Origin of the sequence: Acinetobacter sp. CWB-B33, from assembly GCF_039655955.1 — a bacterium.
Lineage (GTDB): Bacteria > Pseudomonadota > Gammaproteobacteria > Pseudomonadales > Moraxellaceae > Acinetobacter > Acinetobacter bouvetii.
The window spans coordinates 311,130-327,957 of record NZ_JAGFEU010000002.1 but is presented as its reverse complement, the minus strand read 5'-3'; the positions used below and the strand labels follow the sequence as shown (position 1 = coordinate 327,957).

Below are 16,828 nucleotides of genomic sequence, written 5' to 3'. Positions count from 1 at the left end.
GACTCTTTGAAAGTCAAAACCCGTAAAAACGGATTATTTTGACTGGTCTAAAATAGCAAAAAGATCCGTTTGAACTTCATCAATTGGACGCAAACCGTTCAGTTTATCGTAAGTTGGCGCATTCTCGCCTGAAGCCGCTCGGCCTTGATAAAAGCCGACCAGCTGTTCAGTTTCAGTATGGTATGAACCTAAACGCTTACGAATCGTCGCTTCTAAATCATCTGGACGCTGAACAAGGTCTTCACCCGTTTCATCATCTTTACCTTCCACTTTTGGCGGATTGTAGACAACGTGATATACACGGCCAGACGCTGGATGCTGACGGCGGCCAGACAGGCGTTTTACGATTTCTTCATCCGGCACATCAATTTCAATCACGTGATCAATGCTGATACCTTCGTTTTCAAGCGCTTCCGCTTGAGGAATAGTACGCGGGAAGCCATCAAAAATGCAGCCGTTCACACAGTCAGGCTGTGCAATACGTTCTTTCACTAAACCAATGATCAGCTCATCAGATACAAGACCGCCATTGTCCATCACGCTTTTAGCCTGCAGACCAAGTTCAGTTCCTTCACGAATTGCAGCACGGAGCATATCACCGGTTGAAATTTGTGGGACATTGTAGCGCTTACAGATCAACTGAGCCTGTGTACCTTTACCTGCTCCAGGTGGTCCGAGTAATATAATGCGCATAAAAAAACATCCTCATTTAAACAATGTATTTGACGCCGTGATCATGTCAAAAAATTCGACATAGGTTCAGCATCTAATTATAAGAAAGCCACAAACAAATGTATGGTACCCGCAATAAAGCCAGTAACCCCACCCAAAACAATTAAAATCCATTCGTCTTCCTGAAATGCAGGACGTAACAGATTTTGAAATTCCCTCGGTGTCAGCTCGCGGATACGGTCTCTGAACATTTGAAAGATTTTCTGTGCACGGCTCGCATTAAACGCAGGGTCGCATACAGGCACCATCGTAATTTCAATTGAGCGATCAATCAAGTCTGTCTTGAGTTTTGCATACTCTCTTGGCCCTAAAGACAGCTGCAAAGACGTTCTGACCAAGGGAGTTTCCATAATTTCATTAATATGGCGCTTCACGATACGGCGAGTCTTGTCTTTTTTGCTGCCGTACATCATTTCAGTCATGATGGATTTTAAAGTAATCAGGTCTTCCGTCACCACACTGGCAAATACATCCGACACCTCTTCCTGACGCTTCATGAATGCGCCCTGGATATTATAAGCGCCAATCCGCGGAATGACGGGTTTAATCCATGGAAATTTACGATTCTTTGTTAATTCAAAGAATTGCGGATACTTTATGATATGCGGTTCAAGTGGATTAAACACCATCCAAATGGCAATCCAGTTGGTCAAAAAGCCCCACACCGATGCCCAGAACGGGACAGTCCAATGCCAAGGCACCACAAACCAAACGATCATTTGGAACACCCCGAAGAACATCCCGATCAGCGCGCTGATATGCCAAATAAAATTGATTTCTTTTTGCCCAACTTTAAGGAACATGCGCACCATTAAGCGGCGGTCGCCCTCCATCTGGCTCACCACCATTTCACGCATATCCACAAGTGACTCAACGTTCATGGTCAGTTCAGTCACAAGTTCTTTTAAAATACCCGGCATTTGCTTATTCGCCTGCGCATAAATGCGGCGCTTAATGGAATAAGGCAAGTTTTCCCAGAGTACCGCATTGCGGTCAATCATCACTTCATCAATCAGGTGTTCCAGTTCAAAGCCAACCTGTTCGCCAATAATGCGCGCCATATCCTCAGGATCCATGGCATCGAGAAATTCGCGCAGTGAGCCCAGCTTAGATAAAGTATTGTCGGTAATGATGCCGGAAATGCGGCCTGCCTTGCGCGGCACAATGCCCTGCCAGCCGACAGGCAGCGGGCCAAGATGAAATCCCCAAAAATTAATTGGATAGAACACCATTTTCAGCGCCATCCACACATGCGCCCAAGTCACAAAAGCCGTTACAGGAATAATGCTGAGTACAGCCCAAAAATCCGGCCGTTTCAAAAAGGCTAGCCATAACTCATTGACGTACTCAAGCATGCATAACTTCCATATTTAATTTTATTCAGAGGAACACAAATGTAAACAAAGTCGGATATTTTCTCTATAATCCTATACTTAGAGTATAGGAAAATTGTAGCTTCGGTTCAGTTTCCGCAACCGTATAACCGTTATTATCGGTAAGCTTTTCACCCGCGCCAATTCCTACACTGAAGGTGCTGATGCGTTCTTTGCTCAGCATAACATATGCCAAATCTACACCGCCGCCTAAACGGCTTTTAAATTCATCGCCCACATCTTTACTTTCAATATGGCCTGCATAGACGCCCAAATAGTAACCGTTCTTATCTTTCCCAGTGAAATGCACAGGATGGCGGAAACCGATTTGCCCGCCAAAGGTTTTATCCCCATTCAGAAATACACCCGCTTTAGCATAAGCGATGCCGTATGGATTCACCCATTCTGTATTCAGATGAATCAATTTCTGCGTAAATCCGGCCCCGACATTCAGCTTTGCCGCATCAGCGCCTGCTAAATTTGCTTCCGGCAGAAAGCCGCCGTCCTGCGCTGACGCTGCATTTGCAATAAATGCCAATACCAACAAAGAATATGCTTTGTTCATTATTTCACCATTATCCTTAATTTTCAGGCTTTTTAGTTGTAATAAGTCCTATTTTTATGCTTTCCGACTTTAGCAGAATAATATTGACTCTTATATACAGCACTGCATTTTTTTAGTGTCTGCAAAGTCAAAGTTTAAGCAAAACTTACACAGCAGTTCCGAATTGGCTTATCAAATTTTTAGAACTTGCGGTAGAATGGTCAGCCTTAATTTCCCCTTTGTGTATCTCAAGTCGATCGCGTATGAAGCAGCACTTTCCTTTAAAAAATGTACAGCAAGAAAAGCGCATTTTCCGCAATCGAATTTATTTCTCACTGGGCATTGTCATCTTTTTTTTATTACTGCTGGTTTCACGTTATTCTTATCTGCAAATTTTCAATTACGATAAGTTTGCCACCGATTCAGATAAAAACCGTGTCCGCCTGCAGCCGCTGCCGCCGGCGCGGGGCTATATTTACGACCGCAACGGTGTGCTGTTAGCCGACAATTATCCAGTTTTCTCCGCCACAATGAGCCGTGCCGATGTGGAAGACATTGATGATACTGTTCAGCGCCTGACTCCAATTGTCAATCTGACGCAAGAAGATATTGACCGCTTCAAAAGCCGCATTCAGACTTCCAAGAAAACTGAACGGGTCGCACTCAAGCTCAATTTGAATGAAACTGAAATTGCGCGTTTCAGTGAAGTGAAATTCCAGTTTCCCGGGGTCAACATAGAAACCCAAATGACCCGCTATTACCCGCATGGTGAATTGTTTGCCCATGTCATTGGCTATGTGGGGCGCATTAATGACAAAGAATTAAAAAGTATTAATAAAGACTTATATGCCGGCACCAACCTGATTGGAAAAATCGGGGTCGAAAAATATTATGAAGATTTGCTGCATGGCCTGCCGGGCAATGAATCTGTCGAGGCGGACGCGCACGGCAATGTGCTGCGCCACTTAGGCCGCAAAGACCCGATCCGCGGCAATGATCTGTATTTATCTTTAGACTATGGCCTGCAAGTGGTGGCGTCTGAGCAGCTGGCTGACCGCCGCGGCGCGATTGTCGCGATGGACCCGCGTACAGGCGAAATTCTGGCTTTGGTTTCCAGCCCGAGCTTTAACCCCAACCTGTTTGTGACGGGCATCAGCAGTAAAGACTATTCCGCTTTGCGGGATAATTTGGATCAGCCATTATATAACCGCGCTGTGCAAGGAACTTACCCGCCCGGCTCAACCATTAAGCCGATGTTTGGCTTAGGCGGCCTGCATTATAATCTGGTGGACTGGAACACGGCCATTTCCGATCCCGGCTATTTTTCGTTGCCGGGCGACTCACACCGTTTCCGTGACTGGCGGAAATCCGGGCATGGCTCTGTCAACCTGCATAAGGCGCAAGTGGTCTCTTGCGATACCTATTATTATATTTTGGCCTACCGAATGGGCATCGACCGCATGAATACGTGGATGCGCCAATTCGGTTTCGGTGAAAAAACCGGCGTCGACTTGCCAAGTGAAAGCACAGGTTTGTACCCAAGCCAAGAATGGAAGCTGCGGACCCGTAAAACCAAATGGCTGAAAGGTGAAACCATCTCCGTCAGTATTGGTCAAGGCGCATTTACCGCGACCCCGCTGCAATTGGCAATGGCAACAGCCATCACCTCAAATGAAGGCCAGCACGTCGTTCCGCATGTCTTGCGCGAAAGTAAAGGGACTAAACCTTATACCGTGCATAATGCGCCAGACGGCAAAATTATATTTAACGGCAAGCCTGAAGACTGGGTCAAAATGCGTGATGCGATGGTGGATGTGATTGAAACAGGTACCGGCCGACGCATCCGCACGCCCATGTATAAAATTGCCGGTAAAACCGGTACAGCTCAGGTCAAAAGTATTGCGCAAGGCAAACGCTATAACGAAGCGCTGCTGACCGAACGCCAGCTGGATCATGGCTTATTCGTTGGTTTTGCGCCAGCGGATAAACCTGAAATTGCTATCGCAGTCATTTGGGAAAACGGGAAGCACGGCGGCTCTGCTGCTCAGCTGGCCCGTCCAATTTTTGATTATTGGCTGCTGAAACACAATAAATCCCCAATCCGCCCATCTGCGGCTCAAGTCAGCGGCGGATTAATGACAGCCGGCATTAAGCCAAGTGAATTGCCAAGCGGTGAAAATCCGATTCAAAGCAATGCCAGCGGTCAAAATGCTGCCAGCAGTGCCGCACATAGCAATACGCCTGCTGCTGCGCAAAACCGCAATGCCCATTCTGTGACACCAGCCAGCCAGCCCGCTGATGATGACGAGTAAAATCAACAATGAAAAATCAATTGCGTATTATTGGCGGAGAATGGAAACGCCGCCAGCTTCCCTTTGCCAGCATTGAAGGCCTGCGCCCTACGCCAGACCGGGTCAGAGAAACCCTGTTCAATTGGCTGATGTGGGACATTCAGAATACAAACGTTTTAGATGTTTGCGCAGGTTCTGGCGCACTGAGCTTCGAGGCGCTGTCCAGAGGCGCGTCACAAGTGGTAATGATTGAACCTGACCGCACCCAGGCGAAGTTTTTAACCGATAATTTGCAGCTGCTGAAAATTACGTCACAGCACGCCAAATTGAAAATTGCTACTGCGCAGCAAGCGCTGCCAAGCCTTAAGGATCAGTTTGATCTGGTCTTTTTAGATCCGCCTTATAGCTTGGATTTATGGGAACAATTGGCTACCCTCGCTGACCCGCTGATTAAAGATCAAGGCTTGATTTATGTAGAAGCAGACCGGGATCTTTCACAGCTGAAGCTTCCCAGCAGCTGGAATAAAATCAAAGAAACCAAAGCTGGCACTGTCCGTGCAGGCTTATTCCAAAAATCAGCTGCGCTTTAAAACTGACCTTTTATCATTAAATGATCAAAAAAAGGACGCGAAAAACGCGTCCTTTTTAGTGTCAAATGCAGGCACAATTTAAGGTCTTGCAGCATATTTACCGCAATAGGCCTAGACCATTCCCGAAGGAATCTGCATAAACTTTCCGCCAGTGCCGATTTTCATGCTTTCAGTATGGAAAGCGCCCGTCACTTTGACGGTCATCACCCTGCCGGTTCTGATGGCGCCAGTCTGGATAGCCATCCCGGTCCCGGTCACTGTGATGATCACGGTCACCATGCGGCCCTGAGTGCGGTCTTCCATCTCGCGGATAATCATTGTCATATGGCGCAACGACACAGCCGGTCAATGCAACGGCAAGGACAGAAAGCAAAATCATTTTTTTCATCATTTCATCACCTCACGATCCCATCCAATTTCATTCTGGAATGTCTGCCTTAAATCAATTTTGAGATAGACAGTCCTCATTTTCTGGAATTGCTTGCTGATCTTCAGTATTGCGCACAGCCATGAAGATGAATCGCATTTAATGTAAGTTTCTTGTATCAAAAAATTCATCATTTGCAGCAAGCCAGCCCATAGGTTCTATGCCTCTTCAATCTGCATGAAATACTATATTGCTGCTTTATATAGTTAAAAGAATGATTTCACTGCACCGCATACATGCCTTTACACTAGCCCTGCATTTTCAATGAACTACATTATGACTTGGCTTTTATTTATTTTTGGCGCAGTGGCGGCAGGCTTTGTTCAGGGGCTGACAGGCTTTGCCTTTGCCTTGATCGCCATGTCTTTTTGGGTGTGGATTTTACCGCCGCAATTGGCTGCGCCCTTGGTGGTTTTTGCTTCTGTCTGGAGCCACATTATTTCACTGTTGAATGAACAGCAGCTTCACTTTTCTAAACAGCTGGTGCTGCCCTACATTATTGCAGGCCTCCTTGGCGTGCCGCTCGGCACATACTTGCTTGAAATCATTCAGCCTGAAGCCTTTAAATTGGTCCTAGGCCTGTTTTTGGTATTGTGGTGCCCGGTTATGCTGTTTAGCCCGCAAATCAAAAGCATTCAGCACGCTGGAAAAGCATCCGACAGCATCATTGGCTTTATTGGCGGAATATTGGGCGGTTTAGGCGGCTTTTGCGGCGCTTTGCCATCCGCCTGGGTGATGCTGAAAAACCTGCCTAAAGCGGAACAGCGCTATATTTTGCGTCATTTTAATTTTGCCATTCAGATATTTACCTTACTGAGCTATGCTGTGCAAGGCACAATTCACCGCATACATTTGCCCTATATCGGGGTCTTGCTGCTGACGGTCAGCATTCCGGCTATTCTTGGCGCAAAGCTGTTTTACAGGATTTCAGAACGGCAATTTAAGCATACTGTGCTCAGCCTGCTGTTTGCATCCGGCTGCTTTTTGCTGCTGACCAATATCATTTAATAAACGATTGCCCTTACAGCAGAAACATAAGCGCAGCGGGCTAAAAATACTGAAAAGCGCGGCAAACGGCTGATAAAACTGCTGTCATCGCACAAGCTGACCTCTTTCACGTAAACCTTCACACGGTTTAAGCAGCATTCGCTTGAACTTCGAAGAATGCCTGAAAGCGCTGCCATGTTCTGTGCTACCGCGGCTCCGCCATTTTATGAATCCAAAAAACGGTTCCGATCAAAATCCGGCGGCTCTTCGCTAAAACACAGCAGTCCAAAAGAAACGGATAATTTGCCCTCGGTCATAAGGAAAGTTCGAGAGATATTCATAGCCAATGCTGTGCCGAGAATTCAAGTTCAGCTTAACGCCATAGCCGAAGGAAATTCCAAAATCCTGCCAGCCTATATGCTCAGCATTCCCTAATAGCAACTTGTTTTGCGCGGCGCCCGTGTCATAAGCCGTATAATTATAAATTTCAAATACATCATTTTCAAAAAAAGCATGATGAAGCAGGCCATATTGCTGCTGCTCATTCGCCGTATTTAACGCTATTTTCCGCTGTTCCTGTTCAGTCAAGTTTTCTAAGCTTTCATCCATCACAATCATGCCGTCAAGCATCTGGCTGAAGGATACGCTTGCACAAAGGCTGAGTGCAAAACCCATCAGCAGGATACGCAAGATGCCCCAATAATTCACACTGCACAAATCAAGCATGCAAATTCATTCTTTAAAAAACCAAGTCAATTAAATCACTTATATAAAAAAGCCAAAGGCATGTCTATCTTGCAGCAAAGTATTTTGTCCAGAATGAACACAGCCCCTGTGTTCCTGCAAGATGCATTGCACTGATATGCATCTTTTGGCGCAGCCGTCACGCACCCTGACTGAATATAATTTATGCATTTAAAACACTTTGATACTAACAAGCCGCCTAAAAATTCATACAATACTGACCCTCAATGCATCTCTATATTTTAAATTATGAAATCGCTCGCCATATTTGCCACAGCTGTTGTCTTGGCAGGCTGCTCGATTATTGCTTCGCGCGACATAAAAAAAGCAGAAAAGCTGCTGAACAGCTTTCATTGCAGCAATATTGAAAGCAGCCAAATGGCTCACTCCCCGATCACCAGCTACCATGAACAGTTGCTGCACAGCGCAAAGCAAAAAGCGGAAAATTATATAGAAAGCTATAAAAATGGCGAAAAGCTTTTCGATATCCCCTTAAGCGCCGTTGTTGAACAGCAGTATGCTATTTACAAAGATGCATGCCAAAATCTCGGCGGCATCTCGCAAGCGCCCGAACAGGAAAACACGCCATAATGCCAAGGAAAATCCGATGCCTATGGACTGAATGGAAACTTTCAATCCATCAAAAAGCCGGCAACTTTGCCGGCTTTTTACTACTGTTTTAGGTCAGCCGCAATTGGATCACATCTCTATTGCTCAGCAGCTGAATAATAGCGGCCGTCTACGCTGAAGTCCTCAGGGAACTTAGGGCTGATTTGCGCATAAAACTGCATAATTTCAGCCATGTCTTTTTCATAATCCCCTGTAGGATAAACAATTTTACCCACACCGGTCTTTTTCTTTTCATAGTCCATATATGCCAAAGCAATAGGTACGCCCGCATTGCAGGCCACATGATAAAAACCTGTTTTCCACTTTTCCTGCTTTGAACGGGTGCCTTCAGGAGTCACCAGCATGACCAGCTCAGCATGATCCTTAAACAGATTAGTCATCACATCGACCATGCTCAAGCGCTGCTCACCCGCGGCTTTGGGACTGCGGTCAATGCCGATGCCGCCCATTGCGCGGACAAATGGCCCAAGCGGGAACTTCATATAACTGTCTTTAATCGTAATGCGGACATTCACCCCAAGCGCTTTCAATGCCAAGCGTGCATAAAGCGCATCCCAATTGCTGGTATGCGGCGCAGCAATCATGACACATTGCGCCAAATCCAGCGGCCAATGGTTATCAATTTCCCATCCCATCATATTCAGGCTTTTTTCTGCAAATTTTTCAAACACGCGCTGTACCGTATACACTTTGATCAGGCGCAAATTCTAACGGCAATAAATAATTAAACCAGCCCGCATTGATCAATTATCACCCAATTAATATATAAATGTATAAATAATTAAGCTTTCTGATTCCTGACTTGGGCATATAGAACAATACTATTTAAGTAATTTTAAGTTTAATTTAAGTAGCAGTTTACAATAAGCTCATTTTTTTATTCGGCCTATTGTTTAAATTTAGGCCCATGCATAACAAAACAAAGGAAAACTTGTGAAAAAACTCGTCTTTATCTTCGCCTTAAACAGTTTCGCATTGACCGCATGCTCTAAACCCGAAAATAAGCCGGTTCAGGAATCTGCTCAAACAGCGCCGCAAGAATCCGCGGCTCAAACGGCTGAAAGCACTGCGGCATCCCAAACGCTGGCGGCTGGCGACACGGCAGAGACCTCCCTTGATTGGGCGGGAGAATACAAAGGAGTCTTCCCTTGCGCGGACTGTGAAGGCATCAAAATGGAGCTGGAATTAAAGTCAGATAAAACCTATGAATTAACAGAGGAATACCTGGGCAAAGGGGCTGGAAAAGAGTTCAAAAGCAAAGGGACTTTCAGTTTTGATACAAAAAATCCATCCATCATCACTTTAGACAAGGCCGCTGAAAACCGTAAATTCTTCATTGGTGAAAACTTTGCAGAAGCCAGAGATATGGAAACAGGCGAAGCAATCGACAGCCAGCTCAACTATAAACTCACCAAAGAAGCAAACTAAGCGCTCAATATCAGGCCATCAAAGACATGCTGCACGGCGGGTTCATTCATCGCCGTCTGCATGAAAAACCCAAGGCAGACGCAAATATCTGGCCCTGCACCCCAGCTAAAAAATAAATATCTTTTCTCCTCATTTGAGGATATTCAAAGCCGCAAAACGCCCCATAAGATTAGCTTGCACAATAAAACATAAAATCGCTTTATAGCTCAAAACAACTTGGGGAACATCATGAAAAAGACTCTATTGGCAATCAGCTTGTCCTGTTTATTAGCAGCCTGCGGCAGCGATTCTTCAGATGACAGCAGCAATCCGCCTTCTTCCAGCCTAAAAACAGGTGTATTGACCGATGGCCCTGTCAGCAATGTCCGCTACGAAACCAGCAGCGGTGTTAAAGGCAGCACCAATGCGAAAGGTGAATTTCAATACAACTCTGGAGATTCTGTCACATTTTATCTGGGGGATATAAAACTCGGCAGCGCTGCTGCGCAAGCGCATATCACGCCCATTGAACTGTCCGCAAATGAAAGCGTTCGCACCAATCTGCTGATCCTACTGCAGTCTTTAGATTCAGATCATAACCACAGCAACGGCATCACGATCAGCGATGCTGTGATTGCTGTGCTGAAAGACAAAACCATTAACTTAAGCTTGCCGACAGCATCGTTTGTACAGGATGCAAGCCTGCTGCAAGTACTGCAGAATTCTGGATTAACCTTAGTTTCTGAAGACACCGCTAAAAGCAATTTTTTTAACAGCTTTATTCAAGACAGCACTGGCGCATGGCTGTATGAAGATAAAGCCAATAATATTAAAGTGGTGCTGTATATCGAAGGCAAAGCGCCAAATTCCAGCGATTTGAACGCCTTTAATTTCACATTCGGGCAAATTGGCGCTGCTGACGACTCCGGCCAATCAGGCATTGAACAAGGCCAATTAAGCTGGAACGCCGTTAACGGCAATTTAAGCCGAACACAGGACTTTGAAGTTGATACCAATGGCGAATGGGGATTCTCCAATCCTTCAGCAGCCGCCAGCTTACAGTACGGTCCAACAGCAGATACTTTAGTCTTTAAAGAAGGCGATCAAAGCTTTAGTTTTAAACGAGTGAACAATACATCAGGCAGCCTAGCCGGTTCTTGGCAGTCTGACAGTCAGCTTGCCACATTCTTTAGCGACGGCTCTTATATTCATATAGAAACTGCAGGAAACGACTGCAGCTCACCCGGCATTGAATCTGGCACTTATACAGCAGCCAATGGCAGTCTGAAGGCTGCAAGTGTTGCATATGATACGAATGGCTGTGCTGGACTGGTCGATTCCTCCTATAATCCGCCAAGTTTAGATACCTTCAGCTATGTGATTAATGGATCGACTGCCGCAATTCAGTATGAAAATGAAGATCCGCGGATTTTCACACGGTTTTAAGTGTAGTCTATTTTTTGTTTGATTCCAGCTTGCATTTGGGCCTTGGCTTGCCAAGGCCTTTTTTAATAAACATGCTCAAAATGAATGGTCATGCCCATCAATTTATGCAGCAATTCAGTCTGCGAGCAGCAATGCATTTTGGCATAAATATTCTTGACATAGGTTCTGACTGAATTCATGGTTAAACTACAGTTCTCTGCAATTTTTTCTAAATTCAAGCCATTTACAAACAGCTCGCATATTTCGCATTCCCTTGCAGAGAGCGCATAAACCTCCTTTAAAAAAGGCACTGCCAAGGCATAGCGCTGTTCCATATCAGAAATAGACAGCACGACATAATTCAACTCCTGATCGGCTAAATTTGCCAAACTGTTCATGCTGCTGAACGGTGTTGCAGTGACCATAAACTGCTGCCCTTCAGCATTTTCCAGCGCAAGCACGCCGCCAATGTCCCTGTTCTTGCGTTTATGATCAGCTTGAGCTGCCTGCACCAGCTGCTCAAACTTCTTTTGATAAAGCTTAGCCACGCAAATTTTATTGTGCTGATCAAATTCAAAAATCTTATTCTGTTCCATCAGCTGCTGTGCGCGGTTATTTGAATAATAAAACCGGCTGTATTCATCAATTAAAATAATGCCGACTTTAATCGTATCCAGCATCTTGTATAAATTGCGGTTTTCAATTCGGGCAAAACTGAGCTGCTTGTGAATCTGAAGCGCTCTGCGGATATGTACGCCAATCCGCTTTAAAAAATCCAATTCCTCTTGCTGAAAAACCGGCTCATTCGCCGAACGGTGTACGCCAAGAACAGCACTGCGGTATTCCCCTTGATCCAAAAGCACTCCTGCGATATAGCAGATGCCGGTGGCTTTCAGGCACTTTTCATAAAAACTGCCTTCATCCTGATCCGGCAGTTCAGCATAACGGGGGAAATTCTGATGGATGACGTCTCCAATACCCATTTGCTTCCAAAGCGGCATGTACTGCCGCATATCAATCAGCTTTCCGTGTTCATTTTGATAATCATCTATCCCCGCATGAGGAATATTCCAAGTATGCACAAAATTAGAATTGGGATTCAGCTGGTCAAGCGCTGTCAATATAGCTGTCTTGCTGTGGGTATATTCAACAATTTGACCGATGACTCCAGGCCAAAGCGAGGCATCCAATCCTGCATCATAGACTGATCCAATGATTGCATTTTCAACGTCTGAATTCATTAAATATCCCTTAAAATACTTAAGCCTTTCTAAATAATATAGTGATCTGAACCAAAGTCAAAATTGCAATCTTTATCAAATAATAATGATAAAAAAATCCCCGCAAATTGCGGGGATTTTTTCAGATCGGATGATCAGAATGAATTACATCATGCCGCCCATACCGCCCATGCCGCCCATATCAGGCATTGCTGGCTTGTCTTCCGGAATGTCAGTAATCATGCATTCAGTTGTCAACATTAAACCTGCTACAGATGCAGCATGCTCAAGTGCAGAACGCGTTACTTTTGCAGGGTCAAGAATACCCATTTCCAGCATGTCGCCGTACTCAGAAGTTGCAGCGTTATAACCAAAGTTACCTTCGCCATTTTTCACAGCGTTGATCACCACTGAAGGCTCATCACCTGCATTCGCAACGATTTGACGAAGCGGCGCTTCAATCGCGCGGCGAAGGATGTTGATACCTACGTTTTGATCGTCATTCGCACCATTTACGCCATCAAGCGCAGCTGCAGCGCGTACCAGTGCAACACCGCCACCAGCAACCACACCTTCTTCAACCGCAGCACGCGTTGCATGCAACGCATCGTCAACGCGGTCTTTCTTCTCTTTCATTTCAACTTCAGTCGCTGCGCCAATTTTGATCACAGCTACACCGCCGGCCAATTTAGCAACACGTTCTTGAAGTTTTTCTTTGTCGTATTCAGAAGATGATTCTTCAATTTGCGCGCGGATTTGAGTCACACGTTCAGCAATTTGAGCTGCATCACCCGCACCATCTACAATCACAGTGTTTTCTTTAGACACAGTAATTTTGTGTGCAGTACCTAAGTCTTGAAGAGAAGCTTGCTCTAAAGTCATGCCGACTTCTTCAGAAATCACAGTCGCGCCAGTCAAGATTGCGATATCTTGAAGCATTGCTTTACGACGGTCACCAAAACCTGGCGCTTTCACTGCACATACTTTGATAATGCCGCGCATGTTGTTAACAACAAGTGTAGCTAAAGCCTCACCTTCAACATCTTCTGCGATGATTAAAAGCGGCTTGCCTGTTTTAGCTACAGCTTCAAGCACAGTAATCAATTCACGGATGTTGCTGATTTTTTTATCAACTAGAAGAACAAATGGATTTTCAAGTTCTGCAGTTAAAGTATCTTGCTTGTTTGCGAAATATGGAGAGATGTAGCCACGGTCAAACTGCATACCTTCAACAACGTCCAAAGCATCTTCAAAGCCTGAACCTTCTTCAACGGTAATCACTCCTTCTTTACCTACGCGTTCCATTGCCTGAGCAATGAGTTTACCTACAGTTTCGTCAGAGTTTGCAGAGATTGAACCGACTTGTTCAATCGCTTTAGTATCAGAAGCAGGTTTTGCTGTTGCTTTAATTTCAGCAACCAATGCTTTAACAGCCAGGTCAATACCGCGCTTCAAGTCCATTGGGTTCATGCCCGCAGTTACAGACTTGATGCCTTCGTTTAGAATTGCTTGAGCCAATACAGTTGCAGTTGTTGTACCATCACCCGCGATGTCATTGGTTTTAGAAGATACTTCACGGACCAATTGAGCGCCCATGTTCTCAAATTTGTCTTTTAGAGAAATTTCTTTCGCAACCGTTACGCCATCTTTAGTGATGTGCGGCGCGCCGAAAGAACGGTCGATCACCACGTTGCGGCCTTTCGGGCCTAAAGTTACTTTTACAGCATCTGCAAGCACGTTTACGCCTGCAATCATTTTAGAACGAGCTGAATCACCGAATTTTACGTCTTTAGCTGACATGCTAAACTCCAAATATTCTTAAATTTTAATCAATTGTATTGCTTAAACAGCAAAAGAATGTTCTGAATTAACCTTCAAGAACCGCTAAAATATCAGATTCTTTCATTACAAGAAGTTCTTCACCTTCGACTTTCACTTTAGTGCCTGCATATGCACCAAACAGTACATTGTCGCCCACTTTTACGTCTAAAGCACGAACGCCGCTGTCTGTTACTTTGCCGTTGCCAACTGCAATGATTTCACCTTGAGCTGGCTGTTCAGCTGCAGAAGTACTCAAGATTAAACCACCTGCGGTTTTAGTTTCTTTTTCAACACGGCGGATAACAACGTTGTCATGTAAAGGACGAATCTTGCTCATTTCTAACTCCATAGACATTTGCATTAATGTCATTGATTACAATGTGAAGATGACTTCTTATTCCTGGGTCATCGACAAAATTTTGATATGACACTTTTGTGGGGATGGAAAAAAACGCTTCAAGGGCAAAATTAAAAAATATTTTTAAATTCGCTTTCTTTTTATTCAGATTCCATCCGCTTCAAGCTTCTCAGGCCAATCAGCGCCTGATCTGACTGGTTAAAAACAGCTGAGAGGCCTGATCAAAATAGTAGGGCGCAACATCACCCTGCTGATCAATCGCATTAAAGCTATTCGGCAAACCGCCATGCAGCCGGTAAGACGTTGCTGTTCCTGCATGAATATCCAATACTGGGTGCTGCGCGCCTAAATGATAAATTTGATTTAAATCATAGACTGCAAACTGATGCAAATGGCCGTGCAACAAACCATATAAACCGCTTTTACTCCATGTTTCCAAAGCCATGCGCCCCAGCAGCGGACAATCATGAATACCATGCAGATCATCTGGCGCAGTATAAAATGGCTGATGGGCTGCGATAATTTTCAGTTTATGTTCAGGCGCCTGACGCAGCTTAGCGTCAATCAATTGAATTTGTTCTAACGAAATATGCCCACGGGTATGGTAGCGGCGCCGGATACTGTTTACCCCCACAATATAAAAATGTTCCGTTTCCAGGGTCTCTTCCAGATTGCCAAAAAACAGCTGATAACGGGCAAAAGGACTGAATATGCGGTTCCATACATGATACAGCGGAATATCGTGATTGCCCGGCACCGCCAGATAAGGCAAATTCAAGCTGTCCAAAAATTGCTTACAGGCGAAAAACTGCCGATAGCGCGCACGCTGAGTTAAGTCACCGCTGATGACCACGGCTTCCGGCTTGTGCTCGCGGCAAAACTGCTGAAGGGCATCAATACAGCCTTGCCGTTCTGTGCCGAAATGCAAATCAGACAGATGCAGCAGCATGCGGCACCCTGATCTTTAATGCATTTTTTTTGACACTGATGTGAAGCGGCGGCTTCATTTCGACAAGTTCACCATCCAAGGCAACCGTCAGTTTTTTCCGTGCAGCATGAATCACCACATGATCGGCATCAAAACTGTAGACATCAGGCGCTTGCTCTAAACTGCCCTTCATTAACTGCCAGAGCATTTTAAACAGCGTCCATTTATCACTTTTCGCGACAACCACACCCGCTACCCGCCCTTGCGCCGCGCTTTCTGCAATTTTGAGATTTAAATCCGCCAACTGCAGCTGATTATTGCCAAAAAAGATCAGCGGTGTTTTGACTGGATATTTCACGCCATCCACCTCAATTTGCAGCTTTAACTCTTCACGGTCACGAATCAGCACATCCAAGCCGGATGTGTATGCATTAAGAGGAAAACGGCCAAGATAGCGGTTATACAATTCACGTTTTTGAATAAAGAGCGGATACAAGCCAAGACTGGCATTATTCAGATAAATTTGATCATTCATTAATGCCGTATGCACCAAGCGCTCTTCGCCTTCCCCAATCACTCTTGCCGCTTCTAAAAGATCCAGAGGAATGCCTAAAACCCGCGCCACATAATTAAAAGTGCCTAAAGGCAGGATTCCCATAGGCACTGCTGTTTTCATTAAGCAACCCGCGACCGCATTCAACGTTCCATCACCGCCAGCCGCCACTACAATTCCTAAACGTCCGCGCTCTTGATGCCGCTGCAGCACTTGCTGCATCAAAGCTGCAAAACTGGAAAACCGGCTCATTTCAAAGGATTGAATTTCATAGCCATAAGCGGTCAGCAGCCGAATAAGCTCTTCATAAATTTCATCTTTATTGACTGCATGAAAACCTGAGTTCCGATTATAAATAATCGACAGCGGCTGCGTTTGATTTGACATTTTTTATGCATTTTTAAAGCTGTTATTCTAATTTTGTCGAATTTATCAGCGGTTAACTGTTCCTTTATGTAAAATTCGAATTACCGCCATTTATTTAATCAATAATAATTCTCAAATAAAACCAAATATCAAATCATTGTTTTTTAACAAAATTAATATAATGAATAATCCTCATAAATTATATAAATGTATTAAAAATCACACCAAAAAATAAGCAAATTATTGTTTATAAAAGAAATTAAACCTAAATACCATAATATTCCAAAATAAATCCACCCCATCTTTAGTCTTATTTTTTTTATGAAATTATGCTTTAATAGCGCCACTTTTTTTCATATTTCATCTGCGCAATGTACCCCGTTGCCCAGATTAGACTTTGTACAGTTTGTACATATTTGAGATAGGCCTCAC

General features: G+C 44.7%; 17 protein-coding genes. 6 read left to right on the top strand and 11 right to left on the bottom strand.

Annotation, left to right across the window (positions count from 1 at the left end; genetic code table 11):
* Positions 1 to 33: 33 nt before the first annotated feature.
* The 3 genes from adk to JZ784_RS07795 form a co-directional block, all read right to left on the bottom strand.
* Positions 34 to 693 (bottom strand): adenylate kinase, encoded by a 660-nt coding sequence (gene adk, locus JZ784_RS07805; protein ID WP_005008357.1) that lies wholly within the window; start codon positions 691 to 693, stop codon positions 34 to 36.
* 77 nt (positions 694 to 770) lie between these two features.
* Positions 771 to 2,087, bottom strand: a complete 1,317-nt coding sequence (locus JZ784_RS07800) for a hypothetical protein (protein ID WP_005008355.1) — start codon at positions 2,085 to 2,087, stop codon at positions 771 to 773.
* A 64-nt stretch (positions 2,088 to 2,151) separates the two neighbouring features.
* Entirely contained in the window at positions 2,152 to 2,670 is a 519-nt protein-coding gene (locus JZ784_RS07795) for a hypothetical protein (protein ID WP_005008354.1), read from the bottom strand.
* A 242-nt stretch (positions 2,671 to 2,912) separates the two neighbouring features.
* Between JZ784_RS07795 and mrdA the strand changes: the two genes are divergently transcribed.
* Together mrdA and rsmD are read left to right on the top strand one after the other, a co-directional pair.
* On the top strand, positions 2,913 to 4,961 hold the full coding sequence (mrdA, locus tag JZ784_RS07790) for a penicillin-binding protein 2 (protein ID WP_346314453.1): 2,049 nt from the start codon (positions 2,913 to 2,915) through the stop codon (positions 4,959 to 4,961).
* Positions 4,962 to 4,969: 8 nt separating this feature from the next.
* Positions 4,970 to 5,530 carry a 16S rRNA (guanine(966)-N(2))-methyltransferase RsmD gene (gene rsmD / locus JZ784_RS07785; protein ID WP_346314452.1) on the top strand — a complete coding sequence of 187 codons (561 nt, stop codon included), beginning with the start codon at positions 4,970 to 4,972 and terminating at the stop codon, positions 5,528 to 5,530.
* A 169-nt stretch (positions 5,531 to 5,699) separates the two neighbouring features.
* Here rsmD and JZ784_RS07780 read toward each other — a convergent pair whose 3' ends face one another.
* A complete protein-coding gene (locus JZ784_RS07780; protein WP_346314451.1) occupies positions 5,700 to 5,921 on the bottom strand; it encodes a hypothetical protein in 222 nt (73 codons plus the stop codon).
* Between the two features lie 312 nt (positions 5,922 to 6,233).
* On the opposite strand from JZ784_RS07780, the gene JZ784_RS07775 reads away from it, so the two are divergent.
* On the top strand, positions 6,234 to 6,965 hold the full coding sequence (locus tag JZ784_RS07775; RefSeq protein ID WP_346314450.1) for a sulfite exporter TauE/SafE family protein: 732 nt from the start codon (positions 6,234 to 6,236) through the stop codon (positions 6,963 to 6,965).
* Positions 6,966 to 7,214: 249 nt separating this feature from the next.
* On the opposite strand, the gene JZ784_RS07770 is transcribed toward JZ784_RS07775, so the two are convergent.
* Complete coding sequence (locus JZ784_RS07770) at positions 7,215 to 7,670, bottom strand: hypothetical protein (RefSeq protein ID WP_346314449.1); 456 nt, start codon at positions 7,668 to 7,670, stop codon at positions 7,215 to 7,217.
* Between the two features lie 267 nt (positions 7,671 to 7,937).
* On the opposite strand from JZ784_RS07770, the gene JZ784_RS07765 reads away from it, so the two are divergent.
* Positions 7,938 to 8,279, top strand: a complete 342-nt coding sequence (locus tag JZ784_RS07765) for a hypothetical protein (RefSeq protein WP_346314448.1) — start codon at positions 7,938 to 7,940, stop codon at positions 8,277 to 8,279.
* A gap of 116 nt (positions 8,280 to 8,395) precedes the next feature.
* On the opposite strand, the gene JZ784_RS07760 is transcribed toward JZ784_RS07765, so the two are convergent.
* A complete protein-coding gene (locus JZ784_RS07760) occupies positions 8,396 to 8,956 on the bottom strand; it encodes a 1-acyl-sn-glycerol-3-phosphate acyltransferase (protein WP_051065821.1) in 561 nt (186 codons plus the stop codon).
* A 295-nt stretch (positions 8,957 to 9,251) separates the two neighbouring features.
* Between JZ784_RS07760 and JZ784_RS07755 the strand changes: the two genes are divergently transcribed.
* The gene (locus tag JZ784_RS07755; protein ID WP_346314447.1) at positions 9,252 to 9,746 is read left to right on the top strand and encodes a copper resistance protein NlpE; all 495 of its coding nucleotides are present in this window, start codon (positions 9,252 to 9,254) and stop codon (positions 9,744 to 9,746) included.
* Between the two features lie 228 nt (positions 9,747 to 9,974).
* Positions 9,975 to 11,171 (top strand): hypothetical protein, encoded by a 1,197-nt coding sequence (locus JZ784_RS07750; RefSeq protein ID WP_346314446.1) that lies wholly within the window; start codon positions 9,975 to 9,977, stop codon positions 11,169 to 11,171.
* Positions 11,172 to 11,233: 62 nt separating this feature from the next.
* On the opposite strand, the gene JZ784_RS07745 is transcribed toward JZ784_RS07750, so the two are convergent.
* From JZ784_RS07745 to JZ784_RS07725, 5 genes are all read right to left on the bottom strand, one after another.
* Positions 11,234 to 12,391: a helix-turn-helix transcriptional regulator gene (locus JZ784_RS07745; protein ID WP_346314445.1), complete on the bottom strand. Its 1,158-nt coding sequence runs from the start codon at positions 12,389 to 12,391 to the stop codon at positions 11,234 to 11,236.
* A 144-nt stretch (positions 12,392 to 12,535) separates the two neighbouring features.
* Complete coding sequence (gene groL / locus JZ784_RS07740; protein WP_005008330.1) at positions 12,536 to 14,170, bottom strand: chaperonin GroEL; 1,635 nt, start codon at positions 14,168 to 14,170, stop codon at positions 12,536 to 12,538.
* A gap of 67 nt (positions 14,171 to 14,237) precedes the next feature.
* On the bottom strand, positions 14,238 to 14,528 hold the full coding sequence (locus JZ784_RS07735; protein ID WP_130144112.1) for a co-chaperone GroES: 291 nt from the start codon (positions 14,526 to 14,528) through the stop codon (positions 14,238 to 14,240).
* 199 nt (positions 14,529 to 14,727) lie between these two features.
* A complete protein-coding gene (locus tag JZ784_RS07730; protein WP_346314444.1) occupies positions 14,728 to 15,498 on the bottom strand; it encodes a metallophosphoesterase family protein in 771 nt (256 codons plus the stop codon).
* Complete coding sequence (locus tag JZ784_RS07725) at positions 15,479 to 16,417, bottom strand: diacylglycerol kinase family protein (RefSeq protein WP_346314443.1); 939 nt, start codon at positions 16,415 to 16,417, stop codon at positions 15,479 to 15,481. The genes JZ784_RS07730 and JZ784_RS07725 overlap by 20 nt, the downstream gene beginning before the upstream one ends.
* Between the last annotated feature and the right edge of the window lie 411 nt (positions 16,418 to 16,828).